The organism is Acidipila sp. EB88 (assembly GCF_003858395.1).
Taxonomy (GTDB): domain Bacteria; phylum Acidobacteriota; class Terriglobia; order Terriglobales; family Acidobacteriaceae; genus EB88.
Genome location: NZ_QWEV01000005.1, coordinates 3,980,013 through 4,006,380, shown reverse-complemented (window position 1 = coordinate 4,006,380; position 26,368 = coordinate 3,980,013). Strand labels below are relative to the sequence as shown.

At 62.8% G+C, this 26,368-nt stretch carries 20 protein-coding genes; 9 read left to right on the top strand and 11 right to left on the bottom strand.

The genetic code is table 11. The features are described 5' to 3' along the window. The first annotated feature begins 540 nt into the window (after positions 1–540). Positions 541–2,811, top strand: coding sequence for a hypothetical protein (locus tag D1Y84_RS16800; RefSeq protein ID WP_124849712.1), 2,271 nt, complete (start codon positions 541–543; stop codon positions 2,809–2,811). Positions 2,812–2,903: 92 nt separating this feature from the next. On the opposite strand, the gene D1Y84_RS16795 is transcribed toward D1Y84_RS16800, so the two are convergent. The 3 genes from D1Y84_RS16795 to argJ form a co-directional block, all read right to left on the bottom strand. Continuing rightward, positions 2,904–4,664, bottom strand: coding sequence for a capsule assembly Wzi family protein (locus D1Y84_RS16795; RefSeq protein ID WP_233581503.1), 1,761 nt, complete (start codon positions 4,662–4,664; stop codon positions 2,904–2,906). A gap of 151 nt (positions 4,665–4,815) precedes the next feature. Further along, on the bottom strand, positions 4,816–5,646 hold the full coding sequence (locus D1Y84_RS16790; RefSeq protein WP_124849711.1) for a hypothetical protein: 831 nt from the start codon (positions 5,644–5,646) through the stop codon (positions 4,816–4,818). 199 nt (positions 5,647–5,845) lie between these two features. Then, positions 5,846–7,096, bottom strand: a complete 1,251-nt coding sequence (gene argJ / locus D1Y84_RS16785; RefSeq protein WP_124849710.1) for a bifunctional glutamate N-acetyltransferase/amino-acid acetyltransferase ArgJ — start codon at positions 7,094–7,096, stop codon at positions 5,846–5,848. Between the two features lie 94 nt (positions 7,097–7,190). Here argJ and D1Y84_RS16780 point away from each other — a divergent pair, with 94 nt between their 5' ends. From D1Y84_RS16780 to D1Y84_RS16760, 5 genes are all read left to right on the top strand, one after another. Then, entirely contained in the window at positions 7,191–8,018 is an 828-nt protein-coding gene (locus D1Y84_RS16780; RefSeq protein ID WP_233581502.1) for an ABC transporter ATP-binding protein, read from the top strand. A 439-nt stretch (positions 8,019–8,457) separates the two neighbouring features. Continuing rightward, positions 8,458–9,228 carry a thiazole synthase gene (locus D1Y84_RS16775; protein WP_124849709.1) on the top strand — a complete coding sequence of 257 codons (771 nt, stop codon included), beginning with the start codon at positions 8,458–8,460 and terminating at the stop codon, positions 9,226–9,228. A 29-nt stretch (positions 9,229–9,257) separates the two neighbouring features. After that, the gene (gene ruvC / locus D1Y84_RS16770; protein ID WP_124849708.1) at positions 9,258–9,884 is read left to right on the top strand and encodes a crossover junction endodeoxyribonuclease RuvC; all 627 of its coding nucleotides are present in this window, start codon (positions 9,258–9,260) and stop codon (positions 9,882–9,884) included. Then, positions 9,881–10,564, top strand: a complete 684-nt coding sequence (locus D1Y84_RS16765) for a hypothetical protein (protein WP_124849707.1) — start codon at positions 9,881–9,883, stop codon at positions 10,562–10,564. Before ruvC ends, D1Y84_RS16765 begins: the two co-directional genes overlap by 4 nt. Positions 10,565–10,745: 181 nt before the next feature. Then, positions 10,746–12,302: a FecR family protein gene (locus D1Y84_RS16760; RefSeq protein ID WP_158615535.1), complete on the top strand. Its 1,557-nt coding sequence runs from the start codon at positions 10,746–10,748 to the stop codon at positions 12,300–12,302. Here D1Y84_RS16760 and rsmA read toward each other — a convergent pair. Then, positions 12,295–13,203 carry a 16S rRNA (adenine(1518)-N(6)/adenine(1519)-N(6))-dimethyltransferase RsmA gene (gene rsmA, locus D1Y84_RS16755; protein WP_233581501.1) on the bottom strand — a complete coding sequence of 303 codons (909 nt, stop codon included), beginning with the start codon at positions 13,201–13,203 and terminating at the stop codon, positions 12,295–12,297. The genes D1Y84_RS16760 and rsmA overlap by 8 nt on opposite strands. 77 nt (positions 13,204–13,280) lie before the next feature. Here rsmA and glgA point away from each other — a divergent pair, with 77 nt between their 5' ends. After that, positions 13,281–14,747 (top strand): glycogen synthase GlgA, encoded by a 1,467-nt coding sequence (gene glgA, locus D1Y84_RS16750; protein ID WP_370245791.1) that lies wholly within the window; start codon positions 13,281–13,283, stop codon positions 14,745–14,747. 16 nt (positions 14,748–14,763) lie between these two features. On the opposite strand, the gene D1Y84_RS16745 is transcribed toward glgA, so the two are convergent. Both D1Y84_RS16745 and uvrC read right to left on the bottom strand, forming a co-directional pair. Then, on the bottom strand, positions 14,764–16,362 hold the full coding sequence (locus tag D1Y84_RS16745) for a glycosyltransferase family 39 protein (protein WP_158615534.1): 1,599 nt from the start codon (positions 16,360–16,362) through the stop codon (positions 14,764–14,766). A 123-nt stretch (positions 16,363–16,485) separates the two neighbouring features. Further along, the gene (gene uvrC, locus D1Y84_RS16740; protein ID WP_124849704.1) at positions 16,486–18,468 is read right to left on the bottom strand and encodes an excinuclease ABC subunit UvrC; all 1,983 of its coding nucleotides are present in this window, start codon (positions 18,466–18,468) and stop codon (positions 16,486–16,488) included. Positions 18,469–18,856: 388 nt separating this feature from the next. Between uvrC and D1Y84_RS16735 the strand changes: the two genes are divergently transcribed. Further along, entirely contained in the window at positions 18,857–19,513 is a 657-nt protein-coding gene (locus D1Y84_RS16735) for an OmpA family protein (protein ID WP_233581500.1), read from the top strand. Between the two features lie 29 nt (positions 19,514–19,542). Here the strand turns inward: D1Y84_RS16735 and pyrE are convergent, their stop codons facing one another. Genes pyrE through uvrA form a run of 3 tightly spaced genes read right to left on the bottom strand, consistent with a single transcriptional unit; the run spans position 19,543 to position 24,155 of the window. Next, positions 19,543–20,178 carry an orotate phosphoribosyltransferase gene (gene pyrE / locus D1Y84_RS16730; protein ID WP_124849703.1) on the bottom strand — a complete coding sequence of 212 codons (636 nt, stop codon included), beginning with the start codon at positions 20,176–20,178 and terminating at the stop codon, positions 19,543–19,545. Positions 20,179–20,214: 36 nt separating this feature from the next. Beyond that, positions 20,215–21,108, bottom strand: a complete 894-nt coding sequence (locus tag D1Y84_RS16725) for a CPBP family intramembrane glutamic endopeptidase (protein ID WP_124849702.1) — start codon at positions 21,106–21,108, stop codon at positions 20,215–20,217. Beyond that, complete coding sequence (gene uvrA, locus D1Y84_RS16720; RefSeq protein WP_124849701.1) at positions 21,105–24,155, bottom strand: excinuclease ABC subunit UvrA; 3,051 nt, start codon at positions 24,153–24,155, stop codon at positions 21,105–21,107. The genes D1Y84_RS16725 and uvrA overlap by 4 nt, the downstream gene beginning before the upstream one ends. 211 nt (positions 24,156–24,366) lie before the next feature. On the opposite strand from uvrA, the gene D1Y84_RS18015 reads away from it, so the two are divergent. Next, complete coding sequence (locus tag D1Y84_RS18015; RefSeq protein WP_158615533.1) at positions 24,367–24,543, top strand: hypothetical protein; 177 nt, start codon at positions 24,367–24,369, stop codon at positions 24,541–24,543. Between the two features lie 116 nt (positions 24,544–24,659). Here D1Y84_RS18015 and D1Y84_RS16715 read toward each other — a convergent pair whose 3' ends face one another. Then, complete coding sequence (locus tag D1Y84_RS16715; RefSeq protein ID WP_124849700.1) at positions 24,660–25,319, bottom strand: nitroreductase family protein; 660 nt, start codon at positions 25,317–25,319, stop codon at positions 24,660–24,662. Continuing rightward, the gene (locus D1Y84_RS16710; protein ID WP_124849699.1) at positions 25,319–26,359 is read right to left on the bottom strand and encodes a hypothetical protein; all 1,041 of its coding nucleotides are present in this window, start codon (positions 26,357–26,359) and stop codon (positions 25,319–25,321) included. The genes D1Y84_RS16715 and D1Y84_RS16710 overlap by 1 nt, the downstream gene beginning before the upstream one ends. Between the last annotated feature and the right edge of the window lie 9 nt (positions 26,360–26,368).

Here is a 26,368-nt window from a genome sequence, read left to right as displayed (position 1 = left end):
GTGTTACAGCGCGAAAAATCTTTTGCTGTAACGTTACGTTTTTGGCGAATCACGCGTTACGCAACTTCTACTCGTTTGCAATTGGTAAAAGCGTAATCGATGCAGTGTCTTTCGAGTTGCGGCGCTGAGCGTTGCAAAAGTTTCGTACAAAGACAAAAAAGCGCCAAAAATAAGGGTTCTGGAAAACGTTTGCGCGCTCTTGGTCACGCGCAAAACCGCACGATCTGCCTAGGCAAACCGCAAATGACGCTATAGGATGCGAGACAGAAACAAAATGATGCACAGGGTCGTGATTGCGATAGTGCTTGCGTCGTATTGAAGCGGCCTTCGGGAACGAACGTGGCATGTCTGTAACTACACCTGCTACGTATGCGGCTATCTGACTGTCGCGGCCAAATGGTCAAGGCGCAGCCTTGACCTCTACATAAAAGCTAAGGGGCACTTGCGGCGGCGTGCAAACCCGCGCCGATCGCATTGGGACCTCTTGCGTCAAAACTGATCCGCTGGGAACAAAACCCCTTTTTCGAGGCAGGTAGAACTGTGTCTACACACATCATTGTGAAATCGCTGACCTTCACTGCTGCTTCTTTCGCGGCGCTCTCCGCTTTCGGGCAATCCTCCAATCTGCCCGTCTTCAACGTGGCCGCTTATTCCGCCTCCGGCACCACGGGAACCAGTTCCTGCTCCGGTCAGGCAGGCAGCAACGTATTGACGAACTGCCAGTCGGGCAGTGCGAACTTCCAGGTCGGGCAGGGATTGAAGATCATCGGCGGTGGTATCGCTTCGCAGGTTTCCGCCGTGACCAGCGCTCCCACAGTGACCAAGCAGGGCACCGGAGCCTCCGGCAGCCACACCTACTGCTACGTGGTGGACACGGTAGATCCGCTGGGCGCCATCAGCGCGCCCAGCCCGCAGGCATGCGTCTCCGGCGAGCCAACACTCAGCGTAAGCACCACCTGGAACCTGCTGAGCACGCCCAACGCCACGGTCTCCGGACCATCGCCGGTCTTCCTGTGGTACGTCTCGCAGGACAGCGGCCCGTTCCAGTTAATTAGTTCAGCCGGGTTCTACTCGTACACGGACGACGTGGGGCAGCGCCCCGGCACGCGCGGCGGATGGCCGAACAACCTGCCCTCGGGCAATCCGAACATCGCCAAGAACGAAGACTTTTTCAGCTATGTGACTGGTTTCACGGACAGCGGAGCGACGCTGGGCGATACGCTCACCACTTCGTTCCAGAACCTGACTACGCAGCATGACGACACGCGCGCCGTGCAGAACGCCATCAATGCAGCAGCGGCGGCCGGCGGCGGCATCGTCCAGCTCAACAACGGCACCTACAATCTGCAGCGTCCAAGCTTTCCTTTGAACGGCACGGTGGACTATCCCACCTACACGACCAGCCTGGCATCGACCTACTGGTTCACGCCCTACAGCTACCTGCAGATCCCCAACAGCATCGCCGGACGGGTGCATATCCAGGGCAACGGCACCGCCACAACGCTGGTGACCACGCCGGATCTGAGCACGGCGGCAAGCCTTTTCGCGATGGGCAGCTATCAGCGCCCGACTATCTCTTCGGGTGTGCTCAAGATGAACGAAGTGCAGAAGGGAGCGACCCAGCTCACGCTGAGTGGCGGCACCGGCTCGCTGAAAGCGGGCGACGATATCTGGCTGTACACGGGTTCGTTCAACGGCACGCCGTGCCCGGATGTGAACGGAACGGCCGGTCAATGCCACTACTCCGAGCTGAACACCGTGGCTGCGTTGAGCGGCAACACGGTGACGCTGGCATGGCCTGCTTCCAAGCACTACTACGACGATGGCAGCAGCTCGTTCGGGCTGGTCAAGCTTCCGCAGACCGCGCACGATATCGCCCTGCAGAACTTCGCGGTCAACACCTACACCCCCATTCTTGGCACCGGCATGGTGTACTCGCTGCTTGTCAACAACGTCACGATCAACGGCTTTGTGAACCATGGACCGTTTGGCGGCGGCTTCAAGCGTGACGTCACCTTCGAGAACTCCACCTGGGGCTTTGGAGCAGGCGACGCCTCGTACGACAACACGGATGAGTACGACCAGTTCACGGACGTGTTGTTTCAAAACGACACGATCACGGGCTATGCGGCGACGGGTGCTGAATCCGTACAGGGCTCGGCACGCATCTACGGCACAGAAGGTTCCTCGCAGTTTGTTTTCAAGCAGAACCACCTGATTAATGCCTCGCTCTACTTTGACGAAACCACCGACGATGTGGTGTCCAACAACCAGTTCCTCAATGGCATGCTGCAGGTTGGTTCGGCGTATCGCTCCAGCCCGTTCGCAACTGGACCCGCACAGAACCCGGAGTTCGCATCCTTTGACTCGCAGGCTTCTGCGACGATCAGCGGCAATGTCTTCACTTCCACCCTGCCGTTTGCGCCGCCGCTGTTGTTGAGCGTGGGCCACTTCGACTCGGCGAGCGTGACCAACAATGTGATCACCTACACTGGCGCGCAGACCATGCTGCCCGCCATCACTGCCTACTCCGGCACCATCACCGGCAATGTCGTCACAATGACGAACACGGGCAGCAACGTCGGCATCGCGGTACTGCCGGATGAAAGCCCCAACGTCACAGCAGCAGCATTCCGCGTCACCAACAATGCTTTCACCGGCCTTGGCAGCACCTCCATCGGCGTCTACGTAGCAGATCCAAACTTCACCGACACGGCACAAATCTGTGTGGAGAACAATCTGGATGTGATCCTGCTGGGGCTACCGCTCTACGTCGCAAACAATGGAGATGTAAACCTCGGCTGCTCCTAGCGCGCGCATCCACAACTGAACCGCAGCACAACATGGCACCAGCCGGTACTTACGGCTGGTGCCATGTTGCTTGTGTACCGAGTGCATGCGCGTCAGAACTGTTTCAGGTGATGCGGGTACCAGGTGATCTCGCCCCACGCGCTCAGGTCCGTGTTGTTGCCGGTGCGATAGATCGGTGCTTTCCATGTCTCATACTGCGCAGCAATGTGGACCGACACATCCGGCGACAGACGTTTCACCAGGTCGCCCTTGTACTGGTTCTGGGTGGTGCCGCCCGGGATAAAGTCCTTCGCAGCCTTGTCGCCGCGATACGAGATCTGTAGCTGCTCCGAAGGGGAAGGGCGGTAGGTGAGCCATGCCTGCCCACCCTTGTTCTCGCGACCAATCGCATCGGTGAAGAGGAAGCCCTTGTTGGTGGTGCCCTGTTGCTGCACTGCTTCGTAAAAGTAAAAGCTGCCGTGAGTCGACCGCGACGTGACGGTGTCGGTTGACGCCGCTTCTACGCGGAGGTCGAGCTTCGGCGCGAACGGTACATGGGAGAGATACAGGCCGGGCCGGATCGCCGCACGTCGCGGTGCATCCACCGGGTTGATGTCGTCGTGGGCAAAGGAGTCGGTGTAGAGCGTCAGCCACTCGCGAGCAAACGGCAGCCGGTACGAGAAATCAAAAGCGCTGAAGCGAGCGCCCGGATCCTTGGCGGAAAACTTGGTGGCGTGGTCGGTGTTCTCGACGCTGAAAAACGAGCGGAGAAAGGTGTGCAGGGTGACCGGCTCGTGTGCTTTGCCGCCCCAGATCACCGTGCGCTCAATACCCATTTCAAGATTGCGCGTGGGGTGCACGCTGAGCTTTTCCGCATGCACGTACGGATGATTGGGAGCGGTGTGCCCCTGCAGCGAACCAATCAGGAAATCGTAGCGGATGGGACCAACGAGATAGTGCAGCAGCGGAATATATAACGGCTCAACGCGGTTGATGCCGAAGGCGTAGATGTTGTCGGCGTTGGTGCTCCAGGCAAACGCGCCGCCCTGGCCGGGGCCCCACCAATGATCTGTCTTGCCAAGAGAGATCTCGTGGTCGAGCGCGTGGTACGACAGGTTCGCCTCGATCACGCGCACATGGTTGACGGTCGCGAGCGGCCCGACGGGCAGCGAGTCCTGCTGCGGCACACTGTTGAAGGGAATGAAATCGACCTGCTCGGAAAGCAGCGCACCGAGCGCCGCCGAGTAGCCCTGCGCAGCGGGAGCATGTTGATACTCCACGCGACCGGCGAGCGCGAAGCGGCCTGCTTCTGCGCGACCGCTCAGGCCACTCACGTTGTTGACGCCAGCCTGGTAAGGCCGGCCGTAATCGTTGTAGACCGTCTGGCCAAGATGGTAGCTGTCGTTCAGCGGCGTGTTGGTGATGCCGAGAAAACGGGTGTACACGGTATCCAGCTCAGCATGCGCGCCGGTGAAGAAGCGATCTCCTTCCAACTCCCGGCGGATCGCCTGCTCGATCCGTTCGGCTTCGAAGCCTGCAGTAGTAGTGCTTCCAGAGATGCGATTCTCATCGTGATCCAGCATGTGCAATACGCTCAGTCGCGTCCAGGGCCGCAGCCCAAGAAAACCAGTATCAAGAAAGCCGAGAGAATGTAACCGGTCCAGTGCTGGATACATCCAGCTGTCCATGGGGATCTCTGCCGAGCCCTGGCCATCACGCTGCTGGGTTGGCCACGTCATCTGGAATGAGCGTGGCAACTTCAAGGGCGCTTGCCCGTCACCGGCATCCTGCTGTGCACCGGACACGTTCTGCGCCGCAGCCACGCTGAAGGCGCACGACGCTGACAGCAGGCAGAAGGCTGCGGCAACTTTCACGGTCACCTCAAGGCCGCGAATGGGCTTCAGCCACGCGCAGCGTTGCAGATCAACAAAGAGTTTGGGATGCTGGCCAAAGCCTAGATCAGGCGTTGCGGAAACACAAGGGGCTTCCGCAGTTCTCTGGTGCGCTGTCGGGTGAGAGGTGTTGCTAGGCTTCCGTGATCTCGCGGATCAGGCGCCGCTCGAGCGCACGGTGCCATGCTTTGGCAAAGGCTCCGCGCTTGCGCAACATCTGCTCGAGCCTCGCGAGGGTTTGCTCTGGCTGCGCCTTTGCACCGTGCGGCATCGCTGCGGCTGGCAACCCTGCCACCGCTACACACTGCAGATGGCTCGGGCCCGATGCGGAGCGTGCGCGGGTGCTGCATTCAAAAGCGACGCGGTAAATTGCAAGCGCGTCTTCCCGATCCACGGGGATGGTTGGATACAGCGGGGCGGGTTGTGCCGGGTTCGCTGCTTGTGTGCGCTGCGTGGTGGCGGCGTCGGTGATGAACAGCAGTGGTAGAGCATGCACAGCCGCATAGTGGGCGGCGTGCGCCCACGTGGTGGGGAACTGCTGCTGCTTGCTCTTACTCCCGCGCGGCTGCGAAGGCGATGCCCTCAGCGAACGCGGTGGCAGCACCACGCACACCAGCGCTCCATCCCGCTGCAGGGGCGCGGCCGTGGCCGCTCCGAGCACATACGCTACCGCGGCTGTTTCGCTCGTGGGGAGTGGCAGAACGCATGCAGCCTGGTCGCGGGCAAGTGTGTGCGCCTGCGAACGGTAGCTCAAGTCGCGCAGAGTCCGCAGAGTGCCAGCGCCACGCTGGGGCAGCACCAGCAGATCCGTCGGACGAAGGTTGGCAAACAACCCGGCTGCAACACCTGCACTGACGCCGCCTGGCACATCCGCTTGTGAGGACGCAAGTGAGCAACGAAGAGCGCTCGCGTACAACTCCTGCAACAGCTCATCCCGTACCCGCGCCTCCGCCTCTTTGCTCATCGTTTTCCCTTGACCACGATGCGCGTCGTTGCGCAAGCGGCAGTTTTCAACACAAATGTGAATAAAGCTGTGCAACGCAGGCCATCCTGGCACTTCCGCGCAGTGTTCACGCGGCTTTCACCATTCTGCACCATTCCTGCAGCAATGCTCTTCGAAAAAGTGAACTTTGCTGCAATGGTCGGCTGCCTGGAGGCCTGCATCACGACGAGTAGTCGGCGTTGATGTGCACGTATTCGGTGGTGAGATCGGTGGTCCAGAAACGGCAGCTTCCATCCCCGACGGCCAGATCAATGGCGATGGTGAAACGCCTCTCCGACATCGCTGCGTGCACCGCCGTCTCGTCGAAACGGGGCGAGCGTTCTCCCCGTTCGCAGACCGGCAGGCCTGCCAGCGTAATGGTGAGCTTGACAGGGTCTATCGCGACTCCACTGGCGCCGATGGTGGAAGCGAGACGCCCCCAGTTTGGGTCGTTGCCGGCCCAGGCTGTCTTGACCAGCGGCGAATGCGCAATGGCCTTCGCGACCACCAGCGCGTCCGCGTCCGACGGGGCTCCCGTGATCTCCAGCGTGACCACGTGTGTGACACCTTCGCCATCCTCTACGATCGCAAGGGCAAGCTCATGGCAGATGGCATCGAGGGCCTGCCGGAAGCCGGCGTGCTCAGCCGGCACCGGGATGCCCGCTGCGCCCGAGGCGAGCAGCAACACCGTGTCATTGGTGGATGTATCGCCATCGATCGAGATGCGGTTGAAGCTCGGCTCGGCGCCGCCCTGCAGCATGCTGCGGAGCGTGGCAGCGTCTGCGAGCGCATCGGTAAACAGGTAGACCAGCATGGTTGCGTGCGGCGGGCTCAGCCGGGGGTGAATCATGCCGGCGCCCTTGGCGGCGCCCGCAAGCCGCACGATCTTTCCGTCGATCACAACCGCGCGGTGCGCGACCTTGGGACGCGTGTCGGTGGTGAGAATCGCCCGCGCGAACGCAGAGAAGGCATCGGCGCCGGATGCGAGCGACGTCTGCAGTTGCGGCAGCGCGGCGAGCAGTTTATCTACCGGCAACGGGACCCCGATAATCCCGGTTGAGCTGGGCACAACCTCGGCAGCAGGGCAGGCGAACAAAGCAGCCGCGGCCTGGCACGTGGCTTCGGCCGCGGCCAGTCCCTGCGCGCCGGTGGCACAGTTGGCATTGCCGCTGTTAACGATCACGGCGCGTACCGCGCCGCGGCTCTCCACCAGGTTGCGGCGGCCCACTGTAACCGGCGCTGCGACCACCAGGTTGCTCGTAAACATGGCGGCGGCCGTGGTGCCGCCCGCCGCCTCGGCACAGGCAAGGTCGATGCGTCCACTCGGCTTGATGCCGGCCCGTGTTGCTGCAAACCGAAAGCCGAGGGGCACAGCATCGGCGGGAAGAAGAGGGTCGGTCTCGGCAGTGGCGGGGGTGGTGATATTGTGCATGGTCGCTCTACTCTAACGAAAGCGGCGGCCGCGCTGCACGGTGGCTGTCCCCCTCGATACACCGACGTGCGCGCCGCTCTGCGAAGATGAAAAGGTGACCCCAAGCGAACCCGCGCACTCGACCACGCACGATCCTGAGAGCTTTCTCTCCATGCACAACGTTTCCGTTGCCCGCGGGGACGCCATGGTGCTGCATGCACTTTCGCTGCAGATCCGCCTGGGCGAGCACATCGCGCTGCTTGGTCCAAACGGGTGCGGCAAATCCACCCTGATCAAAACGCTTACCCGCGAGCAATACCCCATGGTGCCGCTTCCCGGGGAGCCACCCATGCACCTGCGCCTGATGGGCAAGGAACGGTGGGATCTTTCGCAGCTGCGTTCCTCGTTCGGCGTAGTTTCGGCTGACCTCCCGGGGGAGCGTACGCCGCATACGCCGGGTCTCGATGCGGTCATCGCCGGCTTCTTTGGCGCCTCGGCGCTGTGGCCGAACCACGTGGTCACGGATGCCATGGAGACACGTGCACGCGAGGCGCTGGAGTTGATGCGCGCAACCCACCTCAGCAGCAAGCTCGTGGGCGCGATGTCGGCGGGCGAGCAGCGCCGCGTCATGATTGCGCGTGCGCTGGTGCATCGCCCTGCCATGCTGTTGCTGGACGAGCCTTCCAACGCGCTCGACCTGCGTGCGCAGCATGAATTGCGCCTGGCCATGCGCTCTGTTGCGCAAACGGGCACAGGGTTGATCCTGGTCACCCATCAGCTCGGCGACATCATCCCGGAGATCGAGCGGGTGGTGCTGATGCGGGCCGGGCGCATCCTCGCGGACGGCACCCGCGCAGAGCTCCTGCAGGAGCAGGTACTCACCGACCTGTTCGAGGTGGAACTGCGCCTGACGGAGCGCGACGGTTTTGTGCACGCATGGTGAGCAGCGGTTGGCAGGTGCGCCCGCGGGTTGGTTTGCGTGAGCCTAAAACCGTGGTCACAGCAAGGCTTGACCCGACGCGGAACCCGGCGCTAATCTCGGGTTACACAAGAAAGGAGGGCGATCCTATTCATGAAAAGTGACTGTTATTTGTGCACCATCGCAGTACGTGAGGTGACTGAGGCTTAGGGCTCCTTCCAGCTCTAGACCTGGCGGTAAAAGGAAGTACACGCCGAGGCCCATCTCAAGAGCCCGTTGCGCAGGATTGGGTATGCGCGGCTTGCTTGGCTTGAAGGATGCCTCAGGTCAATCTCAGCAGTGCACCGGCAAAGGGCCTGCTCCCAAGGGAGCGGGCCTTTTGTTTTGTGAGCAGCCACTGGAGCTGCTTTCCCGTTGAACAGGACCGGTGTCTCTTCGCGCTTTCGAGCTTTACAATGAATGCATGGAACCACTCGTCATCGCAGGCAAAGCCTTCCAGTCGCGGCTGATTGTGGGCACGGGCAAGTACAAGGACGGCGCAGAAACGCAGGCTGCGATCGAAGCCTCCGGCGCGGAGATTGTCACCGTGGCCGTGCGCCGCGTCAACCTCGACCGCACGCGCGAATCGCTGCTCGACTTCATCGATCCACAGCGCTACTTCCTACTGCCGAACACTGCCGGGTGCTACACCGCGGACGAAGCAATCCGCGCCGCGCGCCTGGGCCGGGAAGTTGGCTTGTCCGACTGGGTCAAGATCGAGGTCATCGGCGATCAGGCAACGCTGTACCCGGACGTGCAGGCGACGCTTGAAGCCACGCGGGTGCTGGCCAAAGAAGGCTTTACCGTGCTTCCGTATACCACCGACGATATCGTGTTCGCGCGCAGGCTGATCGATGCAGGTGCGGCAGCGGTGATGCCGCTGGGTGCGCCGATTGGATCGGGGCTCGGCATCTCCAACATCGACAACTTTCGCATCCTGCGCGAGTTGATCCACGAAGTGCCGCTGATCATCGATGCTGGGCTGGGTACCGCTTCGGACGCGGCGCTTGCCATGGAGCTTGGCGCCGATGCCATCCTGCTGAACTCCTGCCTCGCAGCCGCGCAGAAGCCGGTGCTGATGGCTGAAGCAATGCAGCATGCCGTGCTTGCGGGACGCCAGGCGTACCTGGCAGGCCGCATGCCGCGCAAGCTGTATGCCACGGCTTCGTCGCCGCTGGAAGGCATCTCCCGCTAGCACGCACCGCGCGCTACACTTGAGGCCACATGCGTGTCTTCGGGATTGACTGCGGTACAGAGTGGACCGGCTACGGCGTGGTCGAGGTAGAGGAAACGGCGCGGGAAAGTCGCTTGCGGCCAATCTGCGCCGGCGCCATCCGCCTCTCCAAAAAAGACACGCTGGCGGCACGGCTGGAGCGGGTACACCACGAGCTCTGTACCCTGATCGCCCGCCACGAGCCTGACGCCGTCGCGGTGGAAGAAGTCTTCCACTCTGTGAATGCCCAGTCGGCCCTGAAGCTCGGCCATGTACGTGGGGTCGCACTGTTGGCAGCGGCTTCGAGCAGGCTGCCGGTGTTTGAATACGCTCCGCTCAAGATCAAGTCTACGGTGGTCGGCTATGGCCTGGCGAAGAAGGAGCAGGTCCAGTTCATGGTCGCGCGCCTCCTGTGCCTGGCGGAGGTCCCTGAGCCTGCCGACGCCGCCGACGCCCTGGCAATCGCGATCTGCCACATTCATCATGCGCAAACGGAGGCAGGGATGCAGGCAGGTGGAGCGAACGCGGGCAGATCCGGCATGACTTTACCCGCAGTCCTCGTTGCTGCGCAGCCTGCAGCTATTCGGGCGAACCTCCTCACAACGAAGCGTGCAACGGCAGCGCGCCGGGCGCTGTGAAGGGCGCGATCGCTGCCACCCTGTTGCTTTGTCTGCCGGGCTCCATTGCCATGGCACAGCAGTCGGCCGACACTGCCTCGGTGTCTTTCTCCTTCAGTAACCCGGCGCTGCAGCCGCCGCAATACAGCTTCGTGGTCCACACAGATGGCACAGGGCGCTACCACGAGGGACCGCCTGGGAACATCGATGCTGCCGCCGCGGTACCTGGCAATTCAGACACGACAGATCAAGACGTGGTGATTGATGCCAAGCTAACGGCCCTGCTCTTCATGCTTGCGCATAAGCATCACCTGTTTGCCGAGCATTGTGAACTGAACCAGAAGAACGTGGCGTTCACCGGCACCAAGGTCCTGGGCTTTGCAGGTCCCGAAGGCTCAGGAAGTTGCTCGTTCAACTACGCCAAAGACGCACAGTTGCAAGCCGTGGCCACATCGCTCATTGCCGTGGCGTATACGGTAGCGCAGGGCAGGGTGCTGCAATCGCTGCTGCTGCACGACAAGTTGGGACTCGAAGCAGCAACGGCCGTGCTCGCCCAGCAGCAGGCCAATGGACAGGCGCTGGACATCGAGAACATTGCGCCTGTTCTGCGCGCCATTGCAGCGGACCCGAATGTACTGAATCGCACCCGCACGCGTGCTGCTGCGATGCTGACGATGACAACCACGCTCCGTGAACGGTAGGCTGGCTTCCTTGTGGATGAGCCCATGAACAGAGAGGGATATCTGAACAGGAGCTGCGCGACTCCGCACATGGTCCCGGGTTTATGTTGAGGGAATGCGAATTACCATGACGGTCGCTCGGCGGTGGCGCTCACAGCACAGGTTCAGGACGGCTCGCCGGCTTCACGCAGGGGCGAGCCTGGTGGGCTTGCTTACGCTCGGCTTTTTGCAGCAGCCGGCTTCGGGGCAGGTTGCCGTCGCTGCGATTGCTGACGACACCTCTATCCCCGGCGCCAGCTCGGTTGATGCGTCGGTTCCGGCCCAGGCCAGCCCGCAGCCTACCGCCCTGCCGGCCCGGTTGAGCCTTGTGGAAGGGCCGGTACGCGTGTTGAGCGTGCCGCCGCAGTCGACACCATCAACCGCATCACAAGGTACCTTGCCGCCGCCGCCACCTGCAGACGAACTGTTCCATGACGCCACGGCGAACATGCCCGTTCTTGCGGGCATGCAGGTGGAAACGGGGGACGATGGTCGGGCAGAGCTGCAATTTGACGACGGCAGCATCGTGCGTCTCACGCCCGGCAGTGCCGTTGTGATCGAGTCGCTCGCAGCAGGCGGCGAGCAACTGCGCGCGATGCGTGGCCTGAGCTATTACGAGCTGCCGGAGCAATCAGGCGGCGCGCTGTCCGTCCAGGTTGGCCCGGATGCCGTGCGTGTCCCGGCAGCCAGTCTTTTGCGCGTGGATCTCGACTCCACGCCGTACCAGGTGGCCGCGCTGCGTGGTTCCGCGCACGTCAACAGCCCCGGTTCAGACGTTGGTTTCGAGATAAGCATGGGGCAGACGGCCACGCTCGATCCCGCGTCCGTGACCGCATATGACCTGCAGCCGGATCTTGCCGCCAGTTCGTGGGACGCATGGAACACGGACCGCGACAGCGCGGTGGCACTGATGGCTGCCAACCAGACCAATGCACGGGTGGGCAATGGCGATGCTGCCTCCGCCTCGTGGAACGACCTGGACTACTACGGCACCTGGTACAACGTGCCCGGAGCCGGTATGGCCTGGGCGCCCGACGGCGTCGATGCCAACTTCGACCCGTATGGACAGGGCGCGTGGGGGTACTACACCGGCGTGGGCTATACCTGGATCTCGGCCTATCCCTGGGGCTGGCTGCCGTATCACTGCGGGGGGTGGAGCTACTTCAACGGGTTTGGCTGGTTGTGGCAGCCGGGTGGCGGCTGCGGCGGGTTTGGAGGCGTTGGATGGTACCCATACACCGGCGTCCATCATGCTCCGCGTGATTACCGGATGCCTAGGGGACCGCTCGATCCGCGGCTCCGTGCGCGCCTTGCCAGCGGCGTGCCCATTCCGCGCGCAATGCCGCTTACAACGGTCGAGCGCGGGCCCGCATTCCAGTTTCGGCAGCTTGGCGGTTCGCGTCCCGAGCCTCGCGTTCTGCCTCTCAATAGGAACCCCGACAGCGCCCCCGTCTACGCTGCAACTCTGCCTGTTGCGCCGGTCGGCACAGTGCAGGCGTATCGCAGCGGAGGCTCTGCTTTTGCAGGTGGCGGAACTGGCGCCTCGCCGGGGCCGCAGGCACAGCACACTGCGCCCTTCCACATGCAGTACACCCCACCAGGCATCGTGAGTCCCCCGACACACCTGGTGGCGCCCCAGGCGCGTGCCATTGCGCCCGCGCCGCACATCGAGGCCCCTCCGGCTCACGTCGCCGCGCCGCCAGCCGCGCGGCCTAAATAGAGGGCAGGGCAGCCCTGGTCGCTGGCATCCTGGCTTCGCTAAGACGCCGGAAGACGCCCACGAGTTCGGCAGGGCTCAGCTCTTCAGCACGCGTCGTGCCCCGGGCGGCGGTGCCGGGTTCCATAAGCGCGGCTTCGACAGAAGCCGGCTCGTAGCCGCCGGCGCGCAGGTTGTTGCCCAGCGTCTTGCGCTTTTGCGCAAAGCAGACGCGGATAAATCGCAGGAACGACTCGCGCTCCACTCCGAGTTCTGCCCAGCGTGGTTTGAACTCAAGCCGCACCACGGAGGAATGCACCGCGGGCGGTGGATCAAACGCGGAGGGTGGCAGGGTAAACAGCAGATCGAGCTGTGCATGCAGCTGGCACAGCACCGAGAGCGCTCCGTACTCGCTGTGCCCGGGCGTTGCACACATGCGCTCGGCGACCTCGCGCTGCACCATCAGCACCGCTCGCGAAAGCACGTCTTCGTGCGCGAACAGGTGCTGCAGGATGGGTGAGGTGATGTAGTAGGGCAGGTTGCCAATCACGGCGAGCGAGCGGGGGCGCCCCGCTACCAGCGCGGTGAGGTCCACCGAGAGTACATCCGCCACAACGATCTCGATCGCGGCCTGGTTGGCAAAGGACTTGCCGAGTGCCCCGGCGAGCAGGGGATCGACCTCCACCGCAATCAGCCGCTCCGCCTGCTCGGCGAGCAGCGACGTGATGGCAGCCTTGCCCGGGCCGATCTCGAGCACTGCGCCGCGCACCAGCGGCCCGAGTGCCGCGACGATCTGTTGCTGTGCTTGTTCATCCACCAGGAAGTTCTGTCCCAGCCTGGATTTCGCTTTTGCTTTCATCGCGGCTTGTTCTGTTTCCTTGCCCGTAGCGTTGTTGGTGCGCCGGAAGCCCCGCGCTGCACGCATCCTTTAGACTAAGCCTTCGCGCTGCTTCGCCATGCTGCCTGGTACGAGCCGAGCACAGCAGCCGGGAGGAACCGCACATGAGCAGTCACATGCACATCGTCTTTGCCGCGTCCGAGTGTGTTCCCTTTGTGAAGACCGGCGGCCTTGCCGATGTGATCGGTGCCCTGCCGGCAGAGCTCGTGCGGCAGGGGCATGCCGTCACGGTGTATCTGCCGCTGTTTCGTGCTGTTTCCACACAGCTCACCGCCAAGCGCCAGATCCTCATCCAGAGCCTGACCATCCCGTTCAGCGACTACAACCGCTTTGTATCCGTCGTGGATGGCGGCACTCGCGACGGGGTTCGCTTCCTGTTTATCGATTGCCCCGAGCTGTTCGACAGGGAAGCACTGTATGGCACGGCGGCCGGCGACTACCCTGACAACTGGGAACGCTTCGCATTGTTCTGCCGGGCGGTGCTCGAGAGCAGCAAGCAACTCGGTGTGCCGGATGTTTTCCATGCCCACGACTGGCAGGCCGCGATGCTGCCGGTGTACCTGCACACTGTGTATGCGCAAGACCCTGCGCTGGCGCGTTGCGGCAGCGTGTTCACGATCCACAACGCGGGCTATCAGGGCTGGTTTTCTCCCCAGACAACCGAGCGCCTGCTGCTGCCCTGGGACCTGTACCGCATGGACCGCCTGGAGCAGTACGACACCTTTAATTTCCTCAAGGGTGGCCTGGTGTTTGCCGACGCTCTCACCACGGTGAGCCGCAAATATGCGGAGGAGATCCAGACCGCCGAGTTCGGCTATGCGCTTGAAGCGACCTTCCGGCGACGTGCTGCGGATCTTCACGGCATCCTGAACGGCGTAGATTATGACCAGTGGGACCCGTCGCACGACCGGTTTATCGCCGCGCACTATGGCCCCGCGAATCTCGCCGGAAAGGCCCAGTGCCGCCGCGATCTGCTGCACGCCTTCGACGCGCCGGACCTGCCGGAGACTACCCCGGTCCTGGGCATCGTGTCCCGCTTTGCCACGCAGAAGGGGTTTGACCTGCTGGCCGAGATCGCCGAACGTCTCGCCGAGAGAGAGCTCTTCCTGGTTGCGCTGGGAACAGGCGAGCCGTTTTACGAGAACCTGCTGCGATCCCTGCAGGAGCGCTTTCCCCACCGCTTTGCAGTGCGCGTGCAGTATGACAACACGCTGGCGCACAAGATCGAGGCCGGCGCTGACATGTTCCTGATGCCGTCCCGCTACGAACCCTGTGGCCTGAACCAGATTTACAGCCTGCGCTACGGAACGGTGCCGGTGGTGCGCGCCACCGGCGGGCTGGATGACACTGTGGCTGAGACGGTCAATCCGGGCGAAGGCACGGGTTTCAAGTTCCACAGCTACGAAGCTGCGGACTTTCTCCATGCGATCGACCGAGCCCTGGGCTGCTTTGCCGACCAGGCAAGCTGGCAGCAGATGATGCTGCGCGGCATGGCCGTGGACTACAGCTGGAAGCAGCCTGCAGCGGAGTACATTGCGCTGTATGAGTCAGTGGTACGACGCAGGTCTTAGGAGGCTGGCTCGGGCCCTAGAAGTAGAGCTTGCTTGCCGCCCAGTGCGTCTGAAAAGACTGGAACCGCTCGTGGCACACGTAGATGTAACCCTGCTCCCAAGGCATGGCGTAGGGGCCCGTCAGCCGCTCTGCAACTGTGCAGCTGCGGTACCTAAGCTGCATGGCTGCGGGGGGCATGGTGGTAACCACAATCATCTCCTTGCCGGTGTACTGGCCCGGGCCCCACAGCCAGAAGTTCTGATGCCCGCTGATGACCGGGGGCAAGCCGAGCGGCGGACCCAGGATAGCGATGGCGCTGGCCTGTCCATAGTTGCCAGTAAGAATGCCGGTCTGCTGTTGTTCGGCGGGCGGCAGCGCGTGGTACACCCTGCTCACATCGTCCACCAGCGCCTGCCAGCCGAGTTGGTCGGCAAAGAACTCCGGCAGGGGCGTGGGCGCATGCTGCTCACTCTCAATGGGCGCGAAGTGCATGATGCGGGTGAACTGGACGTAATAACCCGGGGAGAGCACGGGCACGGCAAACGGGACGGTCAGGGGCACGGTCACCAGCAGCAGGGCCGCGTATGCACCCAGTGCCAGCCGCGCAACGCTGGAACCCGCAACCCACTCGGCCCAGAACACTGCGCCCGCGGCGAAACACAGGGGATAGATCGGAGCGAGGTAGTAGTCCTTGGCATGCAGAACAAACATGATCGCCAGAAACACCACGTAGAGCACGCCGGCGACGCGCCATGGGCGTGCGGTCCGCCCCGCCAGCAGCCACGCTACACCTGGAAGCCACAGCGCCAGGTGAAACGGCGAGAGCATCATCACCTGCGCAGATGCAAACTGCCAGGGGGGCAGCACCGCATCCTTGCTGCTGTGCTGCACGTCTTTGAGCCACTCGTAGGTGGGGAAGTGGTGAACCACCTGCCACCACAGGTTGGGCAGGGCGAGAAGCAGGGTGACCCCGACGGCCACGAAAAAACCGCGGCGGCGCAGCAGGTGCCGGGCCGGCGTTGCCGCTAATGCCATCAGGAGGGCGGCGATCAGGAACAGGGCAGACGCCTTGTTTTCAAGGCCCAATCCGGCGCTGCAACCGAGCAGCAGCCACCACGGCATCGCGTCCGGAACGGCCAGCAGCCGCAACACGGCAAGCACCGCGGCCATCCAGAAAACGGGATCCCAGGCGTTCATGGAGACGAAGCTCTGCGTCGCCAGGAAGACGGGCGCTGTGAGTACGCCGAGCATGGCAAGGGCCGCAGCCGCGGGGGTTCCACCGAGTGCCCTCGCGATCAAACCCGTGAGCATGATGGTCAGCGCGCCGGCGAAGCCTGGCAGCAGTCGGAACAGGACTAAATGCTTGTAGCCGAACAGGTGCTCCGCCGCCAGGGCCTGCAGCGCTACCAGCGGTGGCTGATCCACATAGCCGGCAGCCAGGCGGTGAGCGCACTCCAGGTAGTACAGCTCGTCGCGGTAAATGCCGTAACCGGCATGGACGGACAAGGCTGTGAGTGCTGCCTGGGCAAGCATTTTGAGCACTGCGAAAAAAAACAGCAGTGGCAGGATGGAACCGGCCGTCCAACGCGAACTCGACTCGTGCTCCGACAGCTTGCCGGACAGAAGTGGTTGCACACGAGTACTCATCCTTACGACTCTACCGGCCATCGGGTTCCTGTGCGAACGTTCTGGAGCGCCGGCGTGTCCGCCACACACGAAAGCTGCTCTCTTGGTGGTTGTGAACGGACAACCCGGCTGTCAACCGGGCAACACCGGCAGGATGCTTTCGCCGCCTGCCGCGCCAATCTCCTGCACGAGCTCTGAGACGCCCGGCGTTGCGTCGCCTTTACGGAAGTGCGCCACGATGCCCTCGGCCGTTTTGCGCGGCACCACGGCGGTCAATGCCTCAACGCCCGCAGCCTGCACCGCGCGGACGCTGCCGAAATGTTCCACCAGCCGGATGCGCGTGCGGGCACCCACGCCCGCGATCTCGAGCAGTTCTGAAGAGCGATCCCGCATCTCACGGCGCTTGCGATGGTAGGTGATGGCGAAACGGTGCGATTCATCGCGAATCCTCTGGATCAGGTGAAGCACGGGGGAGCGACGCTCCAGCACTACCGGCTCGTCTTCGCTGCCGTGCGCGTTGCCGTGGACGTAGATCACCTCTTCACGCTTGGCGATGGAGGCCAGCGGCTGCGTGGTAAGGCCCAGTTCCTCGAGCGCACCGGCTGCGGCATGCAACTGTCCCAGGCCGCCGTCCACGAGGATCAGGCTCGGCATGGGCCGGTTCTCTTCCAGCAGACGCTTGTACCTCCGGGTAATAACCTCGCGCATGGAAGCAAAATCGTCAACGCCTGTGACGGTCTTGATCTGGAACTTGCGGTAATCCGCTTTCTTCATCCCGCCCTGTTCCCACACGACCATGCTGGCAACGGTCTCGGCTCCCTGGATATGCGAGATGTCGAAGCACTCGATGCGGGTCGGTGTTTCCGGCAGCATCAGCACATCTTCGAGCGCCAGGGCAATCGCGTTCTCGCTTGGCTTCATCACGCGGAACCGCTGGTCATAACTCTGCTTGGCGTTGGTGCCGGCCAGGTCGAGCATGGAACGCTTCTCACCCCGCTGCGGCACGGCGATCTCGACTGGCCGGCCGCGCTTGGAGAGTGTGGACGCAAGCAGCGCCCGGTCCTTGAACTCGACCGGCGTGTAGATGAAGTGCGGCACGTACGGCTGCTCGAGGTAAAGCTGCTTGAGCAGCGAGGCGAAGAATGCGCCCGCATCGAACTCGCGCTTCTCTGTAGCGGGTGTGAGCATGGGCATGGACACCGTTGCAGCCCCGCCGGCAGCCCCTGCTTCGTCATCTTCGATCAACTCAAGGTCGGGAATATCTTCCCAGAAGAATTCACGTCGATCCACGATCTTGCCGGCGCGCACGTGGAAGAGATTGACCGCGAGCATTCCGTTCTCGTAGTGGTAGCCGAAAAGGTCCGCATCGTCCTCGTCTGCCGAGGCGATGCGCTGTTTGTCCTGGAGTTGATCCACCGTCGTGAGGAGGTCGCGATACTTGCCGGCAAGTTCATACAGTTCCTGGTCGGCTGCGGCGTGCATCCGGGCTTCGATCTGCTTGCCCAGTTCCGCGCCGCGCCCTTCCAGGAACATCTGCGCATCGCGCACACTTTCCCGGTACTGTTCCGTGGTTGTAAGGCCCTCCACACACGGCCCGAGGCAGCGCTTGATGTAGTACTGCAGGCAGGGGCGCGGGTGGTAGCGGTTCAGGTCGACCTTGCACGAGGGAAGCAGGAACGACCGGTGGAGCAGCTCGGCGATGCGGTAGGCCAGGTTACCTGGGAAGTATGGACCGTAGTACGCGCCGCCATCCTTGCGCAAGCGACGCGTCACAAACACCTTGGGGTGACGATCCCCCATCGTGAGCTTCACGTACGGATAGGTCTTGTCGTCGCGCAGCAGAATGTTGAAGCGTGGTTTGCGCTGCTTGATGAGATTGTTCTCAAGCGCCAGCGCCTCTCCCTCGTTGCCGACCAGGATGTAGTCCACGTCCACGGCGGCGCGCATCAGCGAGCCAGTCTTGGCGTGGGCCTGCGAGGCTTCGAGCAGGTAGGAGCGGACCCGCGAGCGCAGGTTCTTGGCTTTGCCGACGTAGATGACGGTGCCTTCTACGTCCTTGTACAGGTACACGCCGGGCCCGGTCGGGAGGGTCCGGATTTTGGCTTCTAAATCCATGGAGTACCTTCTATCCTAGCGCCGCGGCGAGCTGCACTGCCGATCAACCTTGCCAGGCAGGCGGAGTTGGCAGCGGACCGTTACAGTGCGGTAAAAACTACCTGCGCAGGGCTGCTTTTGGCACCCTTCGCGGGTGCTACCGCGCCGGCTCTCGCGCGCAAAGCCGGTGCAATCAACGCATGTATCCTGTGATCGGGTTTGGCATGCGAGGTGCATCATAAACTCCGCTCGCTGCCAACGATCGCATCGCAGCAAAGGATGGTTCGCATTGAAGGATCTCGCTCTGCATCAATTGGCCGCCCCAGGCCGCGTTTTCAAGACTCTGACGTACCCACTCGCATGCGTCCTGGTCCTCGGCTGCGTGTGCGGCTGCAGCACCAAGAAGTATGTGCGGAATCAAACCGCCCCGGTGATCCAGCAGACCAACGAGCTGGATGACAAGACCGCGGCCAACAACCGCTCGCTGCAGGACCTCGACAAGCGCACGGGAACTGGCATTGCCAATGCGCAGAGCAGTGCGGATAGTGCCCAGCAATCCGCAACTGGCGCGAGCACGGTAGCAAATCAGGCCCAGCAGAGCGCGCAGGATGCGGTGCATCGTGCCGGCAGCCTGAGCAGTGTTGTGGCCAACCTCGACACCTACAGCAAGGTTGACGACATCTCACTGAACTTCGCTTTCAACAAGGCTGAACTGAACCGCAGTGCCAAGGCTCAGCTGGATGAACTGGGACAGAGACTTGGATCCCAACGCTCCTACATCCTGCAGCTCACGGGCGGAACAGACTCGGTGGGAAGTGCAACCTACAACTACGAACTCAGCGACAAGCGGGCAGATGCCGTGGTGCAGTACCTTGCGTCGCGGTATGGTGTGCCTGCACACCGGTTCTACCTCATCGGACTGGGCAAGGACAAGGCTGTCGCGAGCAACAACACGGCAGCAGGCAGGGCTCTGAACCGGCGCGTGGAAGTGCAGTTGCTTTCCAATCAAACTTCTGCCGATGCCACCAGCAACTCCTCTACAGGAACGGCGGCAGGTCACCCCTAGGCTCCTCCCCCGGAGAGACGCAGCTGCCCTTACAAAGGCAGCTGCGCAACATGCGCCTTCCGCACGTCGTTCGCCGTGAAGAGAGCAAAGAACGGAGCGCCGCCCAGGGCAGCCTCGACTGCGCCGCGCCCGGCGGCCTCGGTGCGCTCCACTAAGCAGGCTGCGCCGATCACCTGGAAGCCTGCCGCGCGCGCTGCTTCGATGGCGTCGATGGTGGAAGCGCCCGTCGTGCAGACATCATCCACGATCACGACCGGGGCACCCGGCTCGAAGAAGCCTTCAATGCGGCGCTTCATGCCGTGTGCCTTTTCTTCCTTGCGCACCAGGAAGCCATGCACCAGCGGCTGCGTGCTGTCTTCGTGGCCGCGCTGCGCGCTGGCAATCGCGATAGCAGAAACCACGGGATCGGCCCCCATGGTAAGACCGCCCACCGCTGCCGGTCGCAGGCTGTGCGCATGCAGCAGGTCAAACAGCGCAAGACCACACAGGCGGCCACCCTCGGCATGCAGGGTGGTGATCCGACAGTCGATGTAGTAGTCGCTGGTTGCGCCCGAAGAAAGCTGGAAGCTACCGAGCTTGAAGGAGATTTTCGCGAGCAGGGAAAGCAGCTTCGTGCGCGGGTCGGCATCGCCGTGGGGATGCGCCTTGGTGTGTGTGCTGGTCACAATCGTGCTCCGGGGCTTGAACAGTATGGTGAAAGGTTAATGGGCCAGGCGATCCAGGTGGCGGAAACCGGAGGTCTGCACCAGGATCCCGGCAAACAGTGTGAAGTTGTAGGCGGAGTGCACCAGCGTGCTGCTGGCCAACGAGTCCAACCTGAGGCGCACCACGCACAGCACGAGCGAGATCAACCCGATCAAAGCGACGGGAGCCCAGGCGTGTGAAACCTGCTGGCTGTGCAGCAGCGCAAACGGCAGGCTCGTAAATACCACGGAAAAGGGAACACCGAGCCAGAGTACCGCCGATGGTGCCAGGTCTCCCTTTTGCGAGAGCCATCGAAAGGCATTCAGAAACGCCGGCAGCAGGAAGCCGCGGAATACCAATTCTTCGAAGAGTGGAGCGCCCGTGACCCCGAACAGCAGCATCATCCACGCGCCGGCCGGCGAGTGCATCATGTCCGCCATGATGGGCGGATCCTGCGGCATGGGCAGCTGGCTGCCCAGCAGCGCGATCAAACAGCCGCAGCCAAGCCCGCACAGAACAAGACGCCCGGCGTAGCGTTTTGCCACAGCTAGGTTCCAGTGCACCCCAGCAGCGAACCCCCGGTGCCACATGGCGCGAAAGATTGGCACCGCCGCGGCGAGCACCAGCAGGTAGCCTAATGCCTCTGACGGAATGAGCCAGCGCGCGTCATTGCGCATTAGGTCGGCATACCCGCGCAGAGAGTGGTGCCCTTCCACGTGCAGCTGCTGCGCCGCCAGCAGCGCAAGAAATTGGCCCGCTGATACCAGCACAACCGCGAGCACGATCAGCAGCAAGGCATGCCCCAGGTGCGGGCCAATCGCCACGATGCCTGGCGCATCTGCCTGCGGGAGAGGTTGCGGCGGGTGCTCCTCTGGCCTGGGTGGTGTCGCTGGTCCCTCGGGTGAGATCACTTCGTCACTTTCCGGGGCTTTGCGCTGCTTGGGAGTTTGGCCGCCGCTTTGGCTTTGACGTCCGCAGGCTTTGTCGCTTTCGCCGGTTTGGTCGGTTTCGTTGTGGAAACCGCTCGGCTGGTTCCGCGCGCGCGCTTTTGTGCCGGCGCAGCACCCGCGCTGACCGGCACGGCCTCGCTGTCCGGATCGATCTCTGGATTACCCTCTGCAACACTGCCTGCGGCCGGTTCCGGAAACTCTTCGATGTAGCGCTTCAGAAATGCGCCCGTATGCGACTCCGCAACGGCTGCAATCGCCGCGGGAGTACCCTCCGCGATGATGCGGCCGCCGCCCTCGCCGCCTTCCGGTCCCATGTCCAGGATCCAGTCCGCGTTGCGGATCACATCAAGGTTGTGCTCGATGATCAACACCGTGTTGCCGAGATCGGTGAGCTTGTGCAGGACCTCGAGCAGCTTGCGTACGTCGTCGAAGTGGAGCCCGGTGGTTGGCTCGTCGAGCAGGTACAGCGTCTTGCCCGTCTGGCGCTTGGACAGTTCGCGCGCCAGCTTCATGCGCTGGGCTTCTCCGCCGGAGAGAGTCGTCGCCGCCTGCCCCAGGTGGATATAACCAAGACCTACATCCACCAGCGTCTGGAGCTTGTTGCGCACCTGCGGTATGTCTGCGAGCACCGGCAGGGCGTCCCCGATCGAAAGCTCCAGCATGTTCGCAATGGAGTAGCCGTTGAAGCGAACGCTCAGCGTCTCCTGGTTGTAACGCCGGCCGTTGCAGATATCGCACAGCACGTACACGTCGGGCAGGAAGTTCATCTCGATGCGCTTCTGCCCATCGCCCTGGCAGGCTTCGCAGCGGCCCCCGGCAACGTTGAACGAGAAGCGCCCGGGCTTGTAACCGCGTTCGCGTGACTCCGGCAGCATGGAAAACAGGTCGCGGATCGCGGCAAACACCCCGGTGTAGGTGGCGGGGTTCGACCGCGGCGTGCGCCCGATCGGCGACTGGTCAATGCGCACAGCCTTGTCTATCTGTTCGAAGCCCTTGACGCGGGCGTAGCGCCCGGGCTCTTCGCGGGAGCCGTACAGCTCCTTTGCCAGCGCACGGTACAGCGTGTCGTTGACCAGCGTGCTCTTGCCCGAGCCGGAAACGCCCGTGATCACGGTCATGACGCCGAGAGGGATGCGCGCGGAGACATTCTGCAGGTTATGCGAGACCGCCCCTTCGATCGCGATCCACTTGCCGGCAAGTCCGCGCGGCGCCTCGCGATGCATTACGGTCGCCTGTCCGGACAGGTACCGGCCGGTGAGCGAGTCAGCGCTGGCCATGATGTCTGCCGGCTTGCCCTCGGCCACCACGTAGCCACCGAGTTTGCCTGCTCCGGGGCCAAGGTCCAGCACGTAGTCGGCATGGCGAATTGTGTCTTCGTCATGCTCCACCACGAGCACCGTGTTGCCGAGATCCCGGAGAGATTCGAGCGCAGCAATCAGGCGCATGTTGTCGCGCTGGTGCAGGCCGATCGATGGTTCATCCAGCACGTACAGCACACCGCGCAGGCGCGAGCCGATCTGCGTCGCCAGGCGGATACGCTGGCCTTCGCCACCCGAGAGCGTGGCGGCATTGCGGTTGAGGGAGAGATAGGAAAGACCAACCTCGTTCAGGAACTCGAGACGCTCCACCACTTCGCGCCGCAGGCGTTCAGCGATCAGCGCATCGCGCGATGAGAACTCCAGTGTTCGCGCGCTTTCAAGCGCCCGGCCCAGCGGCATGCCGGTGAACTCGGCGATTGAGAGGCCGCCCACTTGCACAGCGAGCGACTCGGGACGCAGCCGGCGGCCCTTGCAGGTCGAGCATTCGGAGGCCGACATATACCCCAGCATCCACTCGCGGTAGCTGTCGGAGCGTGACTCTTCCAGCGACTCGCGCAGCCACTGCAGGATGCCGTGGAACCCCGTGCGTGGTCCCTCGGCCTTGTCCGGTCCGTGCAGCAGGATGTCCTGCTGCTTCTTGCTCAGTGCTTCAAACGGCTGTTTCAGGTCGATTTTGTAACGGGTGGCGGCCAGCTGAATCAGCTTAAGCAGGTACTGGGACGAAGAGCCTGGGCCAAGCGCTCCGTCGAGCAGGGGCTTGGACCAGTCGGTTACGACCTTGACCGGGTCGAAGTCGTAGATCGAGCCAAGGCCGTTGCAGGCCGGACAGGCTCCATAGGTGCTGTTGAAGGAGAAAGAGCGCGGCTCGAGCTTGGGCACATCCAGGCCGCAGTTAGGGCAGGCCATCGACGAAGAGTACAGCTGCTCCTTGTTTGCGCCGGCTTCTGCCGTCGCTGAAGCGGAGCCAGCCCCGTGCACCTGGATCACCACCAGGCCGTTCGCCATCTGGAGCGCCTTGGCGATCGAGCCTTCCAGACGCTTGCGGTCCATCTCCGGCTTTAGCACTAGGCGATCGATCACCGCCTCGATGGTGTGATTTTTCCGGCGCTCCAGCGCGATGGGCTCGGCAAGGTCGCGCAGCTCGCCATCAATGCGGGCGCGAAAGCCCTGCGAATCAAGCGAATCCAGCAGGTCCTTAAACTCACCCTTGCGGCCTCGCACCACGGGCGCGAAGATCGTGACGCGCTCGCCCGGCGCCAGTGCCAGTACGCGGTCGGTGATCTGCTCAAGCGACTGGCGCGAAATAGCCAGACCGCAGTTCGGGCAGTGTGGGATCCCGACCGATGCGTACAGCAGACGGAGATAGTCGTAGATCTCCGTGATGGTGCCGACCGTGGACCGGGGGCTGCGGTTGGTGGTCTTCTGCTCGATGGAGATCGCGGGGCTCAGTCCTTCGATCGAATCCACATCGGGCCGCTCAAGCTGGTCCAGAAACTGCCGCGCGTAGGCTGACAGGGTCTCAACGTAACGACGTTGTCCCTCCGCGTAGATCGTGTCGAAGGCGAGCGAGCTTTTGCCCGAACCCGAAAGGCCAGTGATGACGGTGAGGGTGTTCCGCGGGATGCGGACATTGATGTCGCGAAGATTGTGCTGCCGCGCACCGCGGACGGAGATATGCGTGATCGCCATAATTTGTCGTGTGGAGATCAGATGCCCGGGAGGGGCCGAGGAAGCAAGGCACTGCCTGCGGTGCCTTCGGTGATCCCTCCCCAGCTTATTGACAGAGGTTTATACGGTCAATCCGGCGATTTCTGTGAGAATCCTCACAGGATAAACATTGGGATGGGCAAGCGTCAGATTTCCGGGGCTTGGCATCCTAAGCTTTGGGAGACAGTCACCTATGCAGGATCTTCTTAATCTCTTCATGCTGGTCTGTGCCATCATGGCTTCCCTCGGATTTGGCGTCTTTGTGGCGCACTCCCTTTGCCGCGCGGCTTTCAGCCTGTTGAAGCTGCATGCCGGATCTGTTGCGGAAGGCCGGATGAGCGCGAAGCTTGAAAAGGCATCTGCCCTCTAGGTTGACGCACGGGTCTCTGCGCCTGGCAGGCATGTAGCTGCCCGTGATCCTCTGCATCGCTCTCCCGGAGCGTCTCGCGCCAGGCCCGATTGAACCAGATCCAAACGCCAGGGCGCCTACTCCGGGATGGAGCTTGGCAGCGGCCTTGGATACTCCTCTTCAAACACAGTACGTACCCGCGGGAAGCGACCGCCGTTAGTCTTGGCTTTGCCCTGCGCATGCCCGATCACCAGCAATGCGACCGGTTCATAGCTGAGCGGCAGCTTAAGGCTGCTGCGAACGCGCGCCGAGTCAAAGCCTTCCATCGGTGCCGTGTGGTAGCCCAGCGACTCCGCAGCCCACATCATCGTGGTGAAGGCAAGCATTACCTGTCGGTTCAGCCACGCGCTGAGATTCGGATGATCCCGCAGGTAGGTCGGGACATTGCTGCGCACTTGTTCAAGGTAGCTCTCAGGCATGCCGCCCTCTCGCCCCAGGCGAAGCATCTCCTCCATGTCCCCATTGCGCCAGCCGTCCGCGTCCCCACAGGCAACGATCACGACCGGTGCTTCTTCAACCTTGCCCTGGTTGAAGCAGGCGATGCGCAGACGCTTCCTTCCTTCTGCGCTGCGTACAACGAAAAAACGCCAGGGCTGCAGGTTGTAACTGCTGGGAGCCTGCAGGCCGGCGCTGAGGATAGCCTGGAGGTCCTCCTCCGGCACGGGGGTGCCATCAAACGCGGGGGTAGAACGCCGCTCCGCGGCCAGCTGCAGAAAAGGTTTAGGGGCAGAGCGCATCACGGCAATACTAACGCGGACATAGGTTGTTCCACGGCAAAGGTCTGCCCGGCAGCTGTGCTTTCGTAGACCCAGAGACCGTGAAAGTTCGACCTGAGCTCGGGATGCTGCTGCAGCAGGGCGGTCATCAGGGTCAACGCGTCTTTACGCGCGGTTACCGGGTCGCTTACGCTCTCGACTTTCGCGTCGATCCGCAAGTCCAGCGCATGCAGGGTAGCGTCCGCGCGCAGGCCTGTGATTGCGAAGCTCCGGTCCCCGGCGGGCAGCATCATGGGGTTCTTCCCCGGCAGTCCGGCAGGCTCCACGGCGGCAGTCTCCCGGCTGAGCTTCTGCAGGTTGTTGCTGGTGAACAGATCGGCCGGCCGCGCGAGGTAGTCGGCGGCCTGGTCATAGAAAAACGCGCTCCAGGGCTGGTTCCTGCTCTTGAACACGCGCGCCTGCTGCCAGAACCATGTGCTGTCATGGCCATCCATGGTGAGCGGCCGCACGAAAAAGCCCGCAAGCTGCCAGTGTGGGGTAGCCGTGCCGGTGTTCTGCAGGATGAGTGCAAACTGCTGCGCCTGTGGCACGCCCGTGGCATGCAGAATCGCCAGCGCGAACTGACCTTTCGGCAGCTCGCTTAGTGTGACGGTGACCAGTAAGGGCGCGCCAGGAACACTGCAGAAGAACTGGACATCATCTTCGGAACCCTTGAGGTCGTCCGCGTTGAGCCCGTAGAGGCTGGTCACGGTGAGCGTCGCGCCCTGCAACTGCGCGGTCAACCCCTGTACGGTGGCGGCAATGCCGTCGAAGTTGCCGGCAACACTCGGAATGGTCGCAGCTTTCAGCGCCGCGGCATCTCCACGCAGCACTGCTCCGCCCAACTGGTGCGCCGCATCAAAAAGAGCGGAACGCTGGTCGCCGGCAAGGGCCGCGCCAGTAGTGCAGGACACTGCGTGCGCCGTGCGGCCATATGCAGCCGGCAGAAGCAGCAGCGCCAGCACCATGCCGACCCGCACCGCTGAGAACCTCCGCCCCTTGGTCACTTCGAAATACCTCACGCACGCTGA